Origin of the sequence: Tardiphaga sp. (assembly GCF_044340795.1) — a bacterium.
Classification (GTDB): domain Bacteria; phylum Pseudomonadota; class Alphaproteobacteria; order Rhizobiales; family Xanthobacteraceae; genus Tardiphaga.
Map to the genome: position 1 here is coordinate 1 of NZ_JBIISY010000125.1, position 16,836 is coordinate 16,836.

At 63.6% G+C, this 16,836-nt stretch carries 17 protein-coding genes, 1 tRNA gene and 1 pseudogene; 4 read left to right on the forward strand and 15 right to left on the reverse strand.

The features are described from left to right. The 5 genes and pseudogenes from ACIQ17_RS19550 to ACIQ17_RS19570 form a co-directional block, all read right to left on the reverse strand. Positions 1-445: pseudogene (locus ACIQ17_RS19550) on the reverse strand (two-component sensor histidine kinase); the annotation flags it as partial. Positions 446-486: 41 nt separating this feature from the next. Next, positions 487-1,092 (reverse strand): K(+)-transporting ATPase subunit C, encoded by a 606-nt coding sequence (locus ACIQ17_RS19555; protein ID WP_398470731.1) that lies wholly within the window; start codon positions 1,090-1,092, stop codon positions 487-489. A gap of 11 nt (positions 1,093-1,103) precedes the next feature. Beyond that, the gene (gene kdpB, locus ACIQ17_RS19560) at positions 1,104-3,221 is read right to left on the reverse strand and encodes a potassium-transporting ATPase subunit KdpB (RefSeq protein WP_398470732.1); all 2,118 of its coding nucleotides are present in this window, start codon (positions 3,219-3,221) and stop codon (positions 1,104-1,106) included. Between the two features lie 13 nt (positions 3,222-3,234). After that, complete coding sequence (gene kdpA / locus ACIQ17_RS19565; protein WP_398470733.1) at positions 3,235-4,938, reverse strand: potassium-transporting ATPase subunit KdpA; 1,704 nt, start codon at positions 4,936-4,938, stop codon at positions 3,235-3,237. Positions 4,939-4,962: 24 nt separating this feature from the next. Further along, a complete protein-coding gene (locus tag ACIQ17_RS19570) occupies positions 4,963-5,052 on the reverse strand; it encodes a K(+)-transporting ATPase subunit F (protein ID WP_398470734.1) in 90 nt (29 codons plus the stop codon). Between the two features lie 352 nt (positions 5,053-5,404). Here ACIQ17_RS19570 and ACIQ17_RS19575 point away from each other — a divergent pair, with 352 nt between their 5' ends. From ACIQ17_RS19575 to ACIQ17_RS19585, 3 genes are all read left to right on the forward strand, one after another. Then, positions 5,405-5,854, forward strand: coding sequence for a hypothetical protein (locus ACIQ17_RS19575; RefSeq protein ID WP_398470735.1), 450 nt, complete (start codon positions 5,405-5,407; stop codon positions 5,852-5,854). Positions 5,855-5,918: 64 nt separating this feature from the next. Further along, a complete protein-coding gene (locus ACIQ17_RS19580) occupies positions 5,919-6,833 on the forward strand; it encodes a 2-dehydro-3-deoxygalactonokinase (RefSeq protein ID WP_398470747.1) in 915 nt (304 codons plus the stop codon). Beyond that, a complete protein-coding gene (locus tag ACIQ17_RS19585; RefSeq protein WP_398470736.1) occupies positions 6,830-7,465 on the forward strand; it encodes a 2-dehydro-3-deoxy-6-phosphogalactonate aldolase in 636 nt (211 codons plus the stop codon). The genes ACIQ17_RS19580 and ACIQ17_RS19585 overlap by 4 nt, the downstream gene beginning before the upstream one ends. Here the strand turns inward: ACIQ17_RS19585 and ACIQ17_RS19590 are convergent. Then, a complete protein-coding gene (locus ACIQ17_RS19590; protein WP_398470737.1) occupies positions 7,462-8,967 on the reverse strand; it encodes a CHAD domain-containing protein in 1,506 nt (501 codons plus the stop codon). The two genes, ACIQ17_RS19585 and ACIQ17_RS19590, sit on opposite strands and share 4 nt — an antisense overlap. Before the next feature lie 160 nt (positions 8,968-9,127). Continuing rightward, a tRNA-Leu gene (locus tag ACIQ17_RS19595) sits at positions 9,128-9,214 on the reverse strand. A 162-nt stretch (positions 9,215-9,376) separates the two neighbouring features. Here ACIQ17_RS19595 and ACIQ17_RS19600 point away from each other — a divergent pair. After that, positions 9,377-10,345, forward strand: a complete 969-nt coding sequence (locus ACIQ17_RS19600) for a complex I NDUFA9 subunit family protein (protein ID WP_398470738.1) — start codon at positions 9,377-9,379, stop codon at positions 10,343-10,345. A gap of 110 nt (positions 10,346-10,455) precedes the next feature. On the opposite strand, the gene ACIQ17_RS19605 is transcribed toward ACIQ17_RS19600, so the two are convergent. The 8 genes from ACIQ17_RS19605 to ACIQ17_RS19640 all read right to left on the reverse strand — a co-directional run. Next, entirely contained in the window at positions 10,456-11,076 is a 621-nt protein-coding gene (locus ACIQ17_RS19605) for a 2,3-bisphosphoglycerate-dependent phosphoglycerate mutase (RefSeq protein WP_398470739.1), read from the reverse strand. 24 nt (positions 11,077-11,100) lie between these two features. Beyond that, a complete protein-coding gene (dapB, locus tag ACIQ17_RS19610) occupies positions 11,101-11,916 on the reverse strand; it encodes a 4-hydroxy-tetrahydrodipicolinate reductase (RefSeq protein WP_398470740.1) in 816 nt (271 codons plus the stop codon). A 110-nt stretch (positions 11,917-12,026) separates the two neighbouring features. Next, positions 12,027-12,335 carry a DUF1330 domain-containing protein gene (locus ACIQ17_RS19615; RefSeq protein ID WP_398470741.1) on the reverse strand — a complete coding sequence of 103 codons (309 nt, stop codon included), beginning with the start codon at positions 12,333-12,335 and terminating at the stop codon, positions 12,027-12,029. A gap of 138 nt (positions 12,336-12,473) precedes the next feature. Next, entirely contained in the window at positions 12,474-13,181 is a 708-nt protein-coding gene (gene pyrF / locus ACIQ17_RS19620; protein WP_398470742.1) for an orotidine-5'-phosphate decarboxylase, read from the reverse strand. Between the two features lie 7 nt (positions 13,182-13,188). After that, positions 13,189-13,767 carry an NADPH-dependent FMN reductase gene (locus tag ACIQ17_RS19625; protein WP_398470743.1) on the reverse strand — a complete coding sequence of 193 codons (579 nt, stop codon included), beginning with the start codon at positions 13,765-13,767 and terminating at the stop codon, positions 13,189-13,191. 48 nt (positions 13,768-13,815) lie between these two features. Then, positions 13,816-14,418, reverse strand: coding sequence for a class I SAM-dependent methyltransferase (locus ACIQ17_RS19630; RefSeq protein ID WP_398470744.1), 603 nt, complete (start codon positions 14,416-14,418; stop codon positions 13,816-13,818). A 93-nt stretch (positions 14,419-14,511) separates the two neighbouring features. Beyond that, positions 14,512-15,654 carry a molecular chaperone DnaJ gene (gene dnaJ / locus ACIQ17_RS19635; RefSeq protein ID WP_398470745.1) on the reverse strand — a complete coding sequence of 381 codons (1,143 nt, stop codon included), beginning with the start codon at positions 15,652-15,654 and terminating at the stop codon, positions 14,512-14,514. Between the two features lie 160 nt (positions 15,655-15,814). After that, on the reverse strand, positions 15,815-16,836 hold a 1,022-nt coding region (locus ACIQ17_RS19640), incomplete at its 5' end, for an Hsp70 family protein (protein WP_398470746.1).

Consider the following 16,836-nt stretch of genomic DNA (forward strand, 5'->3'; position numbering starts at 1 on the left):
TGACCGCGGTATAGACATCGATACCCGCCGCGAGCAGTTCAGCGACATCGAGATGGCGCTTCGGATGCCGCGAGCCCGGTGCATTGGTATGTGCGAGTTCATCGACCAGCACGAGTTTTGGACGACGCGCCAGGATGGCATCGAGATCGATCTCGTCGAGGGTCTGGCCCTTATGCGCGATCACCCGCCGCGAGATGACTTCGAGGCCGACCAGCAGCGCCTCGGTCTCGGCGCGACCATGGGTCTCGACCACGCCGACCACCACATCCACGCCGGCCTTGCGCTTGGCATGGGCGCTTTGCAGCATCTCAAACGTCTTGCCGACGCCGGGGGCGGCGCCGACAAAGATTTTCAGCCGCCCGGCCACACCTTCCTCGCGCCGTGCTGTCTCCAGCAAGGCCTCTGGCGAAGGGCGTTGGTCCGGGTCGCGGCTTGGATGTGCCATGGAGCGATATATAGTCTCCGTCTCAAGACCGGCCTAGATGGCTACTTCGTGCCAGCCTCATCCAGTGCCAGATTCAACGCGAGGACGTTAACGCGCGGCTCGCCCAGCACGCCGAGCAGCCGGCCTTCGGTCTTCTCATTCACCAGCGCCCGCACGCGATCTTCCGGCAGGCCCCGCGCCTTGGCGACGCGCGGCACTTGGAACAGCGCGCCTTCCGGCGAGATGTTCGGATCGAGGCCGCTGCCCGAGGTGGTGACAAGATCCACGGGTACCGGCGTCGACGGATTCTCCGCTTTCAGCTTCTCGACATCCTCCTTGATGCGATCGCTCAACGCCTTGCTGGTCGGGCCGAGATTGGAGCCCATGGAGTTCGCGGCATTATAGGGTTGCGGCACCGTCTTGGTGGCATCCTGCGGATCGGCCCCCGTGGTCGCGGAGGGGCGCCCATGGAAGTAATTGTCGCCCTTGAACTCCTGGCCGATCAGCGAGGAGCCGATCACCTTGCCATCCCGCTCGATCAGGCTGCCTTTCGCCTGTGCGGGGAAAAGGACACCGGCGATGCCGGTCATTGCGAGGGGATAAGCAACGCCGGTGATCGCGGTGAGCAGCACCAGCACGCTGATGGCGGGGCGAAGTTCTTTCAACATGATGGTTCTCCTCAGACCAGACCGAGCGCGGAGACCGCGAGGTCGATGAGTTTGATGCCGATGAACGGGACGATGAGGCCGCCGACGCCATAGATCAGCAGGTTGCGGCCGAGCAGTGCGCCGGCGCCGATGGGCTTGTAGGACACGCCCTTCAGTGCCAGCGGGATCAGCGCGATAATGATGATCGCATTGAAGATGATGGCGGACAGGATCGCGCTCTGCGGGCTGGCAAGGCCCATGATGTTGAGCGCGCCAAGCTGCGGATAGAAGGCGATGAACAGCGCCGGGATGATGGCGAAATACTTTGCCACGTCATTGGCGATGGAGAAGGTGGTCAGCGCCCCGCGGGTCATCAGGAGCTGCTTGCCGATCTCCACCACCTCGATGAGCTTGGTGGGATTGCTGTCGAGATCCACCATGTTGCCGGCCTCGCGCGCCGCCTGGGTGCCGGTGTTCATGGCGACACCGACATCAGCCTGCGCCAACGCCGGCGCGTCATTGGTGCCATCGCCGCACATGGCCACCAGCTTGCCCTTGGCCTGCTCGTCGCGGATCAGTTTTAATTTATCCTCAGGCGTTGCCTGCGCCAGGAAGTCGTCCACGCCGGCTTCCGCAGCGATGGCCGCGGCCGTCATCGGATTATCGCCGGTGATCATGATGGTGCGGATACCCATCTGACGCAGCTCGGCAAAGCGCTCGCGGATGCCGCCCTTGACGATGTCCTTCAGATAGATGACGCCGAGCAGCTTGCCGTCGCGGACCACGCCGAGCGGCGTGCCGCCGGCCTTCGCCACCTCATCGGCAATCGCCTGCAACTCACGCGCGGCCGCCGACGTCGCAGGCTGGATCGCCCGCGCGGTATTGCCGACTGCAGTGGTCATTTCACCACCGCTGACATAAGCGAGGATCGAATCCACCGCACCCTTGCGCACCGACATGCCGGCCGCATCGATACCGCTCATGCGCGTCTGCGCCGTGAAAGGCACGAAGGTCGCGCCGAGCTCCGCCATGTCGCGGCCGCGGATGCCATACTTCTCCTTCGCCAGCACGACGATGGAACGGCCTTCCGGCGTCTCGTCGGCCAGCGAGGCGAGCTGCGCCGCATCGGCCAGCTCCTGCTCGGTGACGCCACGCAGCGGACGGAACGCCGTCGCCTGGCGATTGCCGAGTGTGATGGTGCCGGTCTTGTCGAGCAGCAGCGTATCGACGTCGCCGGCCGCTTCCACCGCACGGCCGGACATCGCCAGCACGTTGAAGCGCACCAGCCGATCCATGCCGGCAATGCCGATGGCCGAGAGCAGCGCACCGATGGTGGTGGGGATCAGCGTGACGAACAGCGCCACCAGCACCACCACCGAAATCGTGCCGCCGGCATAGGCGGCATAGCTCGGGATCGTCACCGTCGCGAAGACGAAGATGATGGTGAGGCCGAGCAACAGGATGTTGAGCGCGATCTCGTTCGGTGTCTTGGCACGCTCGGCGCCTTCGACGAGCTTGATCATGCGATCGATGAAGGTCGAGCCTTGCGCCGCGGTGATGCGGACGCGAATCCAGTCCGACAGCACCTGCGTGCCACCGGTGACGGCAGAGCGATCACCGCCGGATTCGCGGATGACAGGAGCGGATTCACCGGTGATCGCCGCTTCATTCACCGAAGCCACGCCTTCGATCACCTCGCCATCGGACGGGATGAGATCGCCGGCCTCGACCAGCACGATATCGCCGACCTTCAGCGTGGTGCCCGCCACCATGCGGTAGCTGCGATCGGCGTCATCGCTGCTGGTGAGCAGCTTGGCCTGGCTTTCGGTGCGCGTCTTCTTCAGCGTCTCCGCCTGCGCCTTGCCGCGGCCCTCGGCAACGGCTTCGGCGAAATTGGCGAACAGCACCGTGAACCAGAGCCACAGGATGATCTGGAACGTGAAGGACAGGTCTTCACCGCCGGTCATCACATTCTTGATGAAGATGACGGTGGTGAGTGCGGCGACGACCTCCACCACGAACATCACCGGATTTTTCACCATCACCCGCGGATCGAGTTTGGTGAAGGAGGCTGATATGGCCGGCAGCACGATCCTGGGATCGAGCAAGGCCGATGTCGCAGCGCGCTTTTGCAGTTTGAGGGTTTCCATGGGATGGCTCCGATCAGAACAGGTTGCCGGAGATCATGGCGAGGTGCTCGACGATCGGCCCCAGCGCCAGCGCGGGGAAGAAAGTGAGACCGCCGATGATCAGGATGACGCCGATGACGAGGCCGACGAACAGGCCGCCGGTGGTCGGCAGCGTGCCGGCCGACGCCGCGATCGACTTCTTCGACGCGAGCGAGCCCGCCATCGCCATGGCCGGCACGATCATGAAGAAGCGGCCGAACAGCATCGAACAGGCGAGCGTCAGATTGTAGAAGAACGTATTGCCGGTGAGGCCGCCAAAGGCCGAACCGTTATTGCCGGTGGCCGAGGTGAAGGCATAGAGCACTTCGGTGAAGCCATGCGGACCGCTATTGGCCATCGACGCCACCGCCGACGGCAGCACCACGGCCACCGCCGTCCAGCCGAGATACATCAGCGGCAGGACGAGAATGGCGAGCATCGCCATCTTCACCTCGCGCGCCTCGATCTTCTTGCCGACATATTCCGGCGTGCGGCCGACCATCAGGCCGGCGACGAAGATCGCCAGCACGACGAACAGCAGCATGCCATAAAGGCCGGCACCGACGCCGCCGACAATGATCTCGCCAAGCTGCATGTTGATCAGCGGGATCATGCCGCCGAGCGCAGTGAAGGAGTCATGCATCGCATTGACGGCGCCGCAGGAAGCCGCGGTGGTGACGACGGCAAACAAAGCCGAGGCAACGATGCCGAAGCGCGTCTCCTTGCCTTCCATATTGCCGCCGGTGATGCCGAGCGCCTGCAGGGTGTTGGTGCCCGATGCCTCTGCCCAGTAAGTGATCGCGACGCCGACGATGAACAACACGCCCATCACGGCCAGGATCGCCCAGCCTTGCGTGGGATTGCCGACCATGCGGCCGAACACATTGGTCATGGCCGCACCGATGGCGAAAATCGCCAGCATCTGGATGAAGTTGGACAGCGCCGTGGGGTTCTCGAACGGATGCGCGGCATTGGCATTGAAGAACCCGCCGCCATTGGTGCCGAGCATCTTGATCGCCACCTGCGAGGCCACCGGGCCGACCGCGATGGTCTGCTTCGCGCCTTCCAGCGTTGTGGCATCCACATAGGCGCCAAGCGTCTGCGGCATGCCCTGCCCGATCAGGATCAGCGACAACACCACGCAGATCGGCAGCAGCACGTAGAGCGTGGCGCGGGTGAGATCGACCCAGAAATTGCCGATGGTGCGCATCGACGACCGCGCGAAACCGCGGATCAGCGCGACGGCAATCGCAATGCCCGTCGCGGCCGAGACAAAGTTCTGCACCGTGAGGCCCATCATCTGGGTCAGGTAGGACATGGTGCTTTCGCCGCCGTAGTTCTGCCAATTGGTATTGGTGACGAAACTGACGACGGTGTTGAAAGCGAGATCCGGCGCGACGGCCGACTGGCCCTGCGGATTGAACGGCAGCACATCCTGCAGCCGCAGCAGCGCATAAAGAAGCGCGAAGCCGGCCACATGGAACAGCACCATGCCCACCGTATAAGTGAGCCAATGCTGCTCGCGCTTTTCGTCCACACCGGACAGCCAGTAGATGCCGGCTTCGACCGGCCGCAACACCGGCGACAGCAGCGTCCGCTCGCCATTGAAAACGCGCGTCATGTAGCCACCGAGCGGCTTTGTGAGCGCCAGGATCACCGCGCAGAACAGCGCGATCTGTATCCATCCGATGAGTGTCATTGTGTTCGACCTTGTGGCGTGCGATCAGAACCGCTCGGGGCGGAGCAGCGCATAAGTGAGATAGACGAGGAGAGCCGCCGAGACCGTGCCGGCGAGCACATAGTCAAAGACCATGACCCATCTCCTCACAGCCGCTCGCAGGCATAGGCGTAGCCCAGCGTGAGAAGGAAAAAGCCGAGCCCGAGACCCAGCATGAGAATGTCCAGCATGGAAAGCTCCTGATGCACTGGCACAGGACGCAGGGACTGCGCCCGATGCTGGATCAGGTGCCATTCCGGCCGTAGGTTTTCGAGATGAGGGGAACGGCGAGTTTATAGGAATCCCATAAAGACGCGGCGCGCACAGGCCGTGATGCCTATGGCCCGCCTATATCTTTGGCCTGCCAATCGTCTCGTATTCACACGGCGCGGCGCGCAAATCTCATGCTGCGATCGCCCGACGATCGCGCTGTTCATGGAGTTTCGCCATGTCGCGCCTCTCGCTTCTTCCCGTTACCATCCCGCATGCGGCATCTGGTATCGACGCCGCAGCTTTCACGGACATCTGTCTCACTTCCTGCAAGCGCCTGCCGGCGATGCGCCGCACGCTGGAGGCCCGGCATCTCGACCGCCTTGTCGCCGCCGGCGCATGGACGGATGCCGCCCTCGCCTTGATCGCCATCGAACTGCCGGACTGGCAGCTTCGCCGCCTCATCTTCGACGAAGGGGAATGGCACTGCGCCCTTTCCACCGAGCGCAGCATGCCGGACTGGCTCGACGATGCCGTGGAGGCCCATCATGCCGATCTGGCGACGGCGATCCTCCACGCGTTTTGCAGTGCCGTTGATCGCACAGGCCCGTCGCATCTCACCGCGGTGCCGACAGCCGTCGCGTCGCACGGCGATTTCACGCCGGTGTCTTGCGAGAACTACTGCTAAGCACCGCGCTTTCGGCTAAGCTTGGCGCCTATTCGTGCCAGTAGAGCCGGAGAACAATGTGACTGTGAGGAAACCGGCTTTTGTCGCCGTCGATTGGGGCACCAGCAGCTTTCGCGGCTGGTTGATGACCGCGAACGGCGATGCACTCGCAGAGACGCGCGGGCCTGAAGGCATGCTGCATTGTGCGACAACCGGCTTTGCCCCGGTGCTCGCGGATCATCTTGCAAGACTTGGCGCGCCCCCGGACCTGCCCGTGCTGATCTGCGGCATGGCCGGCGCCAGGCAAGGCTGGATCGAAGCTCCCTATCTCCGCACACCGACCCGCCTCGACGCCCTGCATGACGGCGCGCAACGTGTCGCGGCAGAAGGCGACATCCGCATCCTGCCCGGCATCGCCCAGGCCGATGCCACCGCGCCCGATGTGATGCGCGGCGAGGAAACGCAGCTGCTCGGCGGCACCGAATCCGATTTCACCGGCCTCGTCTGCATTCCCGGCACCCACAGCAAATGGATCCGGATCGACAAGGGCAGCGTGGTGTCGTTCACGACCTATATGACCGGCGAACTGTTTTCGGTCATCGCCCGGCACAGCATCCTGAAACACGCCATCGATCCCGATGCGGGATCGCCTGCCGCGAATGATGCGTTCCGCGACGGCCTGCAGCGCGCCATCGATACACCATCTGCGTTGCCTGCCTCGCTGTTCAGCCTGCGCGCAGCGCAGCTGCTCGGCTTCGAGAAACAGGCGGATGGCGCGGCGCGTTTGTCGGGCCTGCTGATCGGCACCGAGATCGCCGATGCGCGTTCACGCTATGGCAGACATCCGGGGCGCCTGATCGGCGCCGGCGCGCTGAAGGATCTCTATGCCGCGGCGCTGGCTGCTGCCGGCTTCGAAGCAACCATCGTCGATGCCGAACGCGCGTCGCAACAGGGCCTCACCAAGGCCGCCATCCATCTGTGGGGAGCCCAGTTCACATGACCCAGCCCATGCGTTGGCCGGACGTGAAGCGCCCGCTCGTCGCCATCCTGCGCGGCGTGAAGCCCGATGAAGTCGAAGGCATCGTCGAGGCCTTGATCGACGCCGGCTTCGAGATGATCGAGGTGCCGCTGAATTCGCCCGATCCGTTCGAGTCCATCGCCCGCATCTGCAGGCGATTCGGCCGCGACACCCTGATCGGTGCCGGCACCGTTCTCACCGCCGGTGACTGCGCCCGCGTGGCGGATGTCGGCGGGCGGCTGATGGTGAGCCCGAATGTGGATGTCGATGTGCTGGCGATGGCAGCGAAGCGCGGCATGGTCACCATGCCCGGCGTATTTTCGCCCACCGAAGCTTTCCTCGCGCTCCGCGCCGGTGCTTCGGCGCTAAAGTTCTTTCCGGCCTCGATCCTCGGCGCCTCCGGCATTGCCGCCATCCGCGCGGTTCTGCCAAAGGATGCGGTGATCGGCGCCGTCGGCGGCGTGTCTGACAGGAATTTCGCGGAATACGTCGCGGCAGGCATCCAGGCCTTCGGCCTCGGCAGCAGCCTCTACAAGCCCGGCATGAGCGCGACGGAGGTCAAGGCGACCGCGCAGGCCTCCGTGGCCGCCTACGATCAGGCGATCGCAGGCTAGGCTGGCTCGACCGTCAGCGGCTGCAGCTTGCGCAGCTTCTTCGCGGCGTGGTCCAGCAGTGTCTTCGATGCTGCATGTTCCTGGCCGACCATCACGCCCGACGCAAAGGCCAGCGCTCGGCGATTCGCACGCGGCGCCTTCATTGCTGCCTCCGCCGCAATCGCGCGATGCGCGACGAGATCGTTCAGCGATCCCAGTGCCGACTGGATCGCCTTGAGCAGGGCGGATCGCTTCGCGAGCTGGCCACGATCATCCTTCGAATAGAGGCTCTCGAAAAAATCCAGGCCGTAACGGATTTTCTTGATCTTGATGCGCAGCTTGTGCCGCTTGCGGGCCTCCAGATCATGGATCGCCCTGCTTTGCTTGCGGGCCTTCCTGATGCGCCGTGCCAGCAATGCAGAAGCATAAGGACCGATCGCGCGGTCGGACGCCGGTGCCTTCATCGTGACGATCCATTCGAACAGATCGATCAGCAGCGTGCGATATCGCGGCGAAGAGACGGCCGTCCTGGCGCGATCGAAACAGGCCTTGCGTTGCTCGGCAAAGCGACGCGCGATGGCGCGCGCACCGCGTGCAGGCACGCTATTGCGCGGAATGGCGCCGATCCGCTCGGTGAGAAACACGTCGATTTCGCGCGCCGGCGCGAGTTCGCCCGTCAGCCATTTCAGCTCGGATTTCACACGCGCCAGATTTCGCCGCGGCAGCACATCGTTGAACAATGAGATGGCAGCCCGCAGCCGACGCAGGCCGACGCGCATCTGGTGCACGGCCTCGCCCGCGCCGGCGCGTACGCCATCCGCATTGCTCGCGAAATGCCGGAGCGTGGAGGCAGCGATCGTCCGAAAGGCATGGACCGGCGGGGCTTGCGGATCGAGGGTGATCGTTTCGGCAAGAAACGCGCCTTCATGGCCCGCCAGCAATTCAAAACCCTTGTCCGCCTTGCCGCGCAGGTCGAGCTCGGCACCGACGCCGCGCTCGAGCGTGCGGGCCAGCGCGAAGAGATCGGCTTCGCGGCCACTTTTCAGCTCGAGTTCGAATTCCGAGATGGGCAGCGTCCGCCGGCCGGCGGCGATGGTGCCGCGGTCGATGGCGAATTCGATTTCGCTGCGACGTGTGTGCAGCATCTGCGTCCGCCGTCGCACCGATGTCTTGAACAGCGGCTTCAGCTTGCGCTGCAATTTTTTCGGCTTGAACGCATCCAGCGGCGAGCCATCCGCCTTGGCCAGCACCGGCTTGCGGCCATCGATCTCGCTCTCCCATTCGCCACGCGAGGCCGGGCCGACTGCGCCGGCCTTGATGGTCTGGATGAAGTGATCGTCGCTCTGCCGCACCCGCAAGGTCAGTCCGCGGCGCTTCAGCTTGCATTTCGGCGTATCGAAATAGGTGGAGACAAGGGCCTTGTCGGTGCGATCGCCACGCTGTGCGCCCTTGATGCGCCGGCGCGAGATCATCGCCAGCTCTGCTGGCGCTACGCGAAATTTCAACTCGGTCTCGATACCCATCATCAGCTCCGGCAAACAGCGGGCTAAGCGAAGGGAGCTTAGCAATGTTCCGGAAAACGACGATTGAGTGACATCAAGCCGCGCCAGCGGCGCACGAAAGCGCGTCCAGCGCGCTACCGAAGACGAAATCGCTTTGATTTCAAAGATTTGCGAGCACCAGTGGTGCCCAGGAAAGGACTCGAACCTTCACGGCCGTTAAGCCACTGGCACCTGAAGCCAGCGCGTCTACCAATTCCGCCACCTGGGCACATGCGGTGAGGCATGTGGCGCGGTGTGTAGGGGGCCGTTACGCACTTGTCAAATTGCTTTGTGCAATTCCTTTCCGCTGTACAGGCCAAGCGCGTTGGCGTATCGCGAAACGGTCTAAACTGCCGCCTCTCCCGCCGGCTTTTTGCAAGGAATCGACCCCATGGCTGCCCCCCTCGACACCCTCGTGACGGTTTTCGGCGGATCCGGCTTCGTGGGGCGGCATGTGGTCCGCGCGCTGGCCAAGCGCGATTACCGGATTCGCGTCGCGGTGCGCCGCCCGGAGCTCGCCGGCCACCTGCAGCCGCTCGGCCGCGTCGGCCAGATCCATGCCGTGCAGGCCAATATCCGCAACCCCGCCTCCATCAAGGCCGCCATGCGCGATGCCTCGATCGTGGTGAACCTGGTCGGTATCCTCGCCGAAGGCGGCAAGCAGAGCTTTGATAGCGTGCAGGCCGAAGGCGCCGGCGCCATCGCGCAGGCCGCGGCCGAGATTGGCGCCCGTCTGGTGCATGTCTCCGCCATCGGCGCCGATGCGAACAGCGAATCGGCCTATTCACGCGCCAAGGCGGCTGGCGAAGCCAATGTGCTGGCCGCCGTGCCATCGGCTTCGATCCTGCGCCCGTCGCTGGTCTTCGGCCCGGAAGACAGCCTCACCAACCGTTTTGCGTCGCTGGCCCGCATGGCGCCCGTGATGCCGGTATTCGGCGCCGAGACCAAGATGCAGCCGGTGTTCGTCGGCGATGTCGCGCAGGCCGTGGCCGAAGCGGCCGATGGCAAGACCAAGCCGGGCGCCGTCTATGAGCTGGGCGGGCCGGAAGTGCTGACCATGCGGGAGATCGTCGAAATCGTGCTCAAGACCATCGAGCGCGAGCGCATGATCCTGCCGGTGCCGATGGGCATCGCCAAGCTGAAGTCGTATGTCCTGCAATTCGCCCCGGGTGACTTCAAGCTGACGCCGGACCAGGTCGCCATGCTGAAGGTCGACAATGTCGTCTCCGACGCCGCCAAGGCGGCCGGGCTGACGCTGGAAGGACTCGGCATCGCCCCGGATTCGATGGAAGCGGTGGCGCCGCAATATCTCTGGCGCTTCCGCGCCACCGGCCAGTTCGCCCATAACGGCGCGAACTGAGCGACTCGCTCAACGAAAAACAAAGGCCCGCAACTGATGTTGCGGGCCTTTTGCGTTTCTGCCCTGCCTCTGTGTTGCCGCAAGAATTGCCGCAACAAAGACACAAGAAATCACGCCAGATCGAGTTTTGAGGCCACCGTGGCGTCGGCATTCAGCCTGTAGATGATCGGTGCGCCGGTGCCGAGTTCGCGGGCGAGAATCCCTTCTGGCGACAGCTTTTCCAGCACCATGATCAGCGCGCGCAGCGAATTGCCATGGGCGGCCACCAGCGTGCGCTCGCCGCGCAGCACGCCGGGCAGGATTTCCTGCACATAGTAAGGCAGCGTGCGCGCCAGCGTATCCTTCAGGCTTTCACCACCGGGCGGCGGCACGTCATAGGAGCGGCGCCAGATATGCACCTGCTCCTCGCCCCACTTTTCGCGGGCATCGTCCTTGTTGAGGCCGGAGAGATCGCCGTAATCGCGCTCGTTCAGCGCGAGATGCTTGGTCACCGGAATGCCGGTCTGGCCCATTTCTTCCAGCGCCAGCTTCAGCGTGTGCTGGGCGCGGGTCAGGTCCGAGGTGAAGGCGCGGTCGAAAGTGAGGCCCTGCGCCTTGAGCTTGCGGCCGGCTTCCTTGGCTTCCGTAATACCCTTCTCGGTGAGGTCCGGGTCTTTCCAGCCAGTGAACAGGTTCTTCAGATTCCAGTCGCTCTGGCCGTGGCGGACGAGCACGAGAAGGCGGTCAGTCATCACAGATTCCAATTCTGGTCGTTTTTATTTTTCACCAAGGCCGAGCACATCGGCCATCGAATAGTGTCCAGGCTTCTTGCCATGCGCCCACAGGGCCGCTTTCAGCGCGCCATGGGCGAAGATCATGCGATCCTCGGCCTTGTGCGTGAGTTCGATACGTTCACGCGGGCCGGCAAAGATTACGGTGTGCTCGCCGGCGACGGTGCCGCCGCGAAGTGAGGCGAAGCCGATATCGCCGGTCTTGCGCGCGCCGGTGATGCCATCGCGGCCACGGGCGGAATGCGTGTCGAGCGAGACCCTGCGGCCGTCGGCAGCGGCCTGGCCGAGCATGAAGGCGGTGCCCGACGGCGCGTCGATCTTCGCCTTGTGGTGCATCTCCAGCACTTCGATGTCGAAGCCGTCATCGAGCGACTGCGCCACGCGCTTGACCAGCGCCGCCAGAAGATTGACGCCGAGGCTCATATTGCCGGACTGCACCACGATCGCCTGTTTGGTGACGCTCTTGATCACGGCGTCGTCCGAGGCCGACAGGCCGGTGGTGCCGATCACATGCACGATGCCACGTTGGGCGGCGATGGCGACATTGGCGATGGTGGCGGCGGGCACGGTGAAATCGAGGATGCCGTCGGCCTCTTTCGATAGGGTCCACAGATCGGCCGAGAGTTTGATGCCGTTTTCCGGCAGGCCGGCGAGCACGCCGGCATCCTGGCCGAGCAGTTCCGAGGTCGGCGCTTCCAGCGCGCCGGCGAGCACGGCGCCCGGGGTTTCGGCGATGGTGCGGATCAGCGCGCGGCCCATACGGCCGCCGGCGCCGGCAACGATCAATCTCATATCGGACATCTGGCGTTCCTTCGTATCCAAGGCGGTATAGCGGCGCGATGTCGCCACGGCAACACGCGCGCGCCTCCCGAAATCCTCAGATACCAATCAGATCAAGGAGATGCTTAAGGCTACTCGCCGGGCTGCGGCCCGTCATAGCCTTCGATAATCACAAGGTCGCTCTCGCCGTGGGGCTTCCGCATCTCGACGAGACGCTGGTATTCCGGCGAGTTGTAGCAGGCGAGCGCGGTCGCATAATCCTTGAATTCGAGCACCACATTGCGCGTGCGCGAAGTGCCTTCCTTGGCCTCGAACTGGCCGCCGCGGACGATGAATTTGGCACCGTATTTCGCGAAGACGGGGCCGTTCTCGGCGACATACTGCTTGTAGCCGTCCATGTTGTGAACGTCGACGCGTGCGATCCAGTAGGCTTTTGGCATTTGTTTTCTCCCTGCTTTCAAGTTTCAGCGTCATTGCGAGAAGCGTAGCGACGAAGCAATCCAGCTCTTGGCTTTCTGGATTGCTTCGCTCAAGCAAAATTGGCAAAGCCAATTTTGCGGGGCTCGCAATGACGGAATTTAGGCGCGCGCCTGCGCGATCTCTGCAACGATCGCCTCGGCCGCCGCTTTCGGATCATCCGCCGCAAGGATCGGTCGACCGACCACGAGGTAATCCGAACCTGCCGCAATCGCCTTGGCCGGCGTCATCACGCGTTTCTGGTCACCGATGTCGGCGCCGGCAGGACGCACACCCGGTGTCACGAGCATCATTTCCGGCTTGATCAGCTTGCGCAGATTGCCTGCCTCTTCCGGCGAGCAGACCAGGCCATCGATGCCGAGCGCCTGCGCCTGCTGCGCGCGCGTGGTGACGAGATCGGTGACACCCAGCTGATAGCCGGCGGCCTTGAGGTCTTCGTTGTCATAGGAGGTCAGCACGGTCACCGCGAGAATGCGCAGATCGGAGCCCTTGCTGGCATTGGCCGCGGCCTGCATGGTCTGCGGATAGGCGTGCACCGTGAGGAAAGTCGCGCCAAGGTTGGCAACACTCTCGACACCACGCGCCACCGTGTTGCCGATATCGTGCATCTTCAAATCGGCAAACACCTTCTTGCCGGCATCAGCGAGCTTGCGCACCAGCGGCAGCCCACCGGCATAACCGAGCTGATAGCCGATCTTGTAGAAACTCACGCTGTCGCCGAGCCGCTCGATCATCGCTTCGGCCGAAGCGACGTCGGGCACGTCGAGCGCGACGATCAGGCGGTCGCGGGGATCGATGATGGTGGTCATGTCTGGCTCACTTCATCTGCTGGGCGACATCGATCAATTGCCGCACCATGGATTGCATCGCCGCGATATCGGCGGGGTGTTTGAGACGATCCATCTCGTCATATGCGTCGTCGGCATGCGACAGCGCGAGCTGGCTCGGGATCACCAGCGCCCGGCAGGCGGACAGCACGAGCCGCAGCGCTTCGAGACAGCGCGTCCCGCCAAGACGTCCGTTGGATGCGGCGGCGATGGCGAAGGCACGGCCGCGAAATACATGACCCCTGCCCTCCTGCCCGTCCGTCACGCGCGACACCCAGTCGATGGTGTTCTTCACCAGCGGCGGCAGCGAGGAATTGTATTCGGGCGTCACGATGAGCACGCCGTCATGGGCAGCCATCATGCGCTTCAGATTGAGCGCCTCTTTCGGCACGCCGGATGACGCTTCGAGATCGCCGTCATAGATCGGCAGCGGAAAATCGCCCAGCGAAATGCGGGTCACTTCCGCATCGGCACGCACCAGCTCATCGACAGCCGCAGCCGCCAGCTTTGCATTCAGCGAGCCGGTGCGCAGGGAGCCGGGAATGACGAGGATTTTTGGTGCAGCCATGTGTCCGATCGCGTTGGTGGCGGAGCCGCCGCGCGATCGCGAACGGCCTCAGCCCTTGCGATACACCCAGACGCGGGCGGGCGGAAGGTTCATCCAGATCCGCTCGGAGGCCTCGGTGGATACACCGGGGAGCGACTTTGGAATCGGAGGCGCCACCGAATAGGTGAACTGCACGAAAGGCGCATTCGGCGCCAGCGCCGCGAAGGCATCGCGGATCAGCTTCAGGCGCGTCAGCATCGGTTTTGTTACGAGCGGCAGGCCGGAGACCACGGCAGACGCCGGCTCCTTCAGCACGTCCCAGAGCGTATCGCGGAGTGTGTAGGCATCGCCCTGCACCACGGTCGCCTGCGGATAGCGCTCACGCAGCAGGGCACAGAAGGTGGGATTGAATTCGACGAGCACCAGACGCTTCTGATCGATACCATGCGCCAAAAGCGCAGTGGTGATCGCGCCGGTGCCGGGGCCAAGTTCGATGACCGGACCGGTCCCTTGCGCATCGACATACTGCGCCATGGTACGCGCCAGCGCTTTGCCTGACGGCATCACGGCGCCCATATGCAGCGGCTTGTCGATCCATGAACGGATAAAGCGAACTTCGTCATCAAGACGGAGTGGCTTTTTCAGCGTACGCGCGGACGATTGCAGAGGCATTGTGCTTCCAAGCAGACCGCGGAACGTGCGGGAAGTCAGAATTTCGTCATAAAGAGGTATCGTCAACCGCGGAGACGGTCAAGCATTGTAACGTCAGGACGCGCTTCGTGTTCCGAAGAAGTCCTTGACCTTGGTGAAGAATCCCGCTGCTTCTGGTTGCGTTGCACCAGAAGAGAGCTTCTCGAACTCGCTGAGAAGTTCTTGCTGTTTCTTGGTCAGGTTCTGCGGTGTTTCCACCACAACCTGGACATACATGTCGCCGGACTGGCGCGAACGCAGCACAGGCATGCCCTTGCCGCCAACGCGGAAACGACGGCCGGACTGCGTGCCCGAAGGCACCTTCACCTTGTTGCGGCCACCTTCGATGGTCGGCACTTCGAATTCACCGCCCAGCGCAGCCGTGACCATGGAGATCGGCACGCGGCAATGAAGATCGGCACCATCGCGCTGGAAGAAATCGTGCGAGGCGAGCGAGAGGAAAATGTAGAGGTCACCGGCGGGACCGCCACGCGTACCGGCCTCACCTTCATTGGCAAGACGGATGCGGGTGCCATCCTCGACGCCGGCGGGAATGTTCACCGACAGCGAGCGTTCGCGTTCGACACGGCCAGCGCCGGAGCAGCTCGGGCACGGGTCCTCGATCATCTGGCCACGGCCATGGCAGCTCGGGCAAGTGCGTTCGAGCGTGAAGAAGCCCTGGGCCTGACGCACGCGGCCCTGGCCAGCGCACGTCGAACAGGTCTTTGGCTTGGTGCCAGCCTTGGCGCCGGTGCCGGAGCAGGCTTCGCAGGTGACCGCGACCGGGATCTCGATCTGTGCGGTCTTGCCGGAGAAGGCTTCCTCCAGCGTGATTTCCATATTGTAGCGCAGGTCGGCGCCGCGCTCGCGACCACCGCTGCCACGGCCGCCGCGCTGACCGGCCATGCCGAACAGGTCTTCGAAAATATCGGAGAAGGAGGACGCGAAGCCGGAGCCGAAGCCCGGGCCACCGCCGCCGCCATGACCCTGCTCGAATGCGGCATGGCCAAAACGGTCATAGGCCGCGCGCTTGTCGCCGTCCTTGAGGACGTCATAAGCCTCGGCAATTTCCTTGAACTTCACTTCGGCGGCAGCATCGCCCGGGTTCTTGTCCGGATGCCACTTCATCGCAAGCTTGCGGAACGACGACTTCAGAGTCGCATCATTGGCGGTGCGCTCGACTTCCAGCGTCTCGTAATAACATTGCTTGGTGGACATTCGTCAGATCCGCCCGAAATCCCAGGTCGCCGCATCGTCATGATGCGATATATGCCGATGCAGCCGCCATGCCAGCCGCGCCGGTTTCACAAAAAATGACCCCCATCCATCGTCAGCTGCATCGCGCTGCTGTGGATGAGGGTCATCGTTTTGCTCGTGATCAGGCCGACTTCTTCGGCTTGTCGTCGTCGACTTCCGTGAATTCGGCGTCGACGATGTCATCCTTGGCTGCGTCGCGCTTGGCGTCGGCTTCGGCCTGCTGAGTGTACATCGCCTCGCCGAGCTTCATGGAAGCCTGGGCCAGCGTGTTGGTCTTGGTCTTGATCGCCTCGGCGTCGTCGCCCTTCAGCGCTTCCTTGAGGTCGCTCATGGCGTCTTCGATGGCGCGGCGCTCGTCCTCGCCGACCTTGTCACCATGTTCGGACAAGGCCTTCTCGGTCGAGTGGACCAGCGCATCGCCGTGGTTCTTGGCATCCACTGCCTCACGACGCTTCTTGTCGTCGGCGGCATTGGCTTCGGCGTCCTTGACCATCTTCTCGATGTCGGCTTCCGACAGACCACCAGATGCCTGGATGCGGATCTGCTGTTCCTTGTTGGTCGCCTTGTCCTTCGCCGACACGTTGACGATGCCGTTGGCATCGATGTCGAAGGTCACCTCGACCTGCGGCATGCCGCGCGGCGCCGGCGGAATGCCCATCAGGTCGAACTGGCCGAGCGGCTTGTTGTCCGCCGCCATTTCGCGCTCGCCCTGGAAGACCCGGATGGTGACCGCGTTCTGATTGTCTTCGGCGGTCGAGAACACCTGGCTCTTCTTGGTCGGGATCGTGGTGTTGCGATCGATGATGCGGGTGAAAACGCCACCCAGCGTCTCGATGCCCAGCGACAGCGGAGTGACGTCGAGCAGCAGCACGTCCTTGACGTCGCCCTGCAGCACGCCGGCCTGGATGGCGGCGCCGATGGCCACGACTTCGTCCGGATTGACGCCCTTGTGGGGCTCCTTGCCGAAGAACTGCTTCACGACTTCCTGGATCTTCGGCATGCGGATCATGCCGCCGACCAGCACCACTTCGCCGATTTCACCTGCGGTGAGGCCGGCATCCTTCAGCGCCTTGCGGCAGGGCTCGATGGTCTTCTGCACGAGATCGTCGACCAGCGCTTCGAACTTGGCGCGGGTCAGTTTCA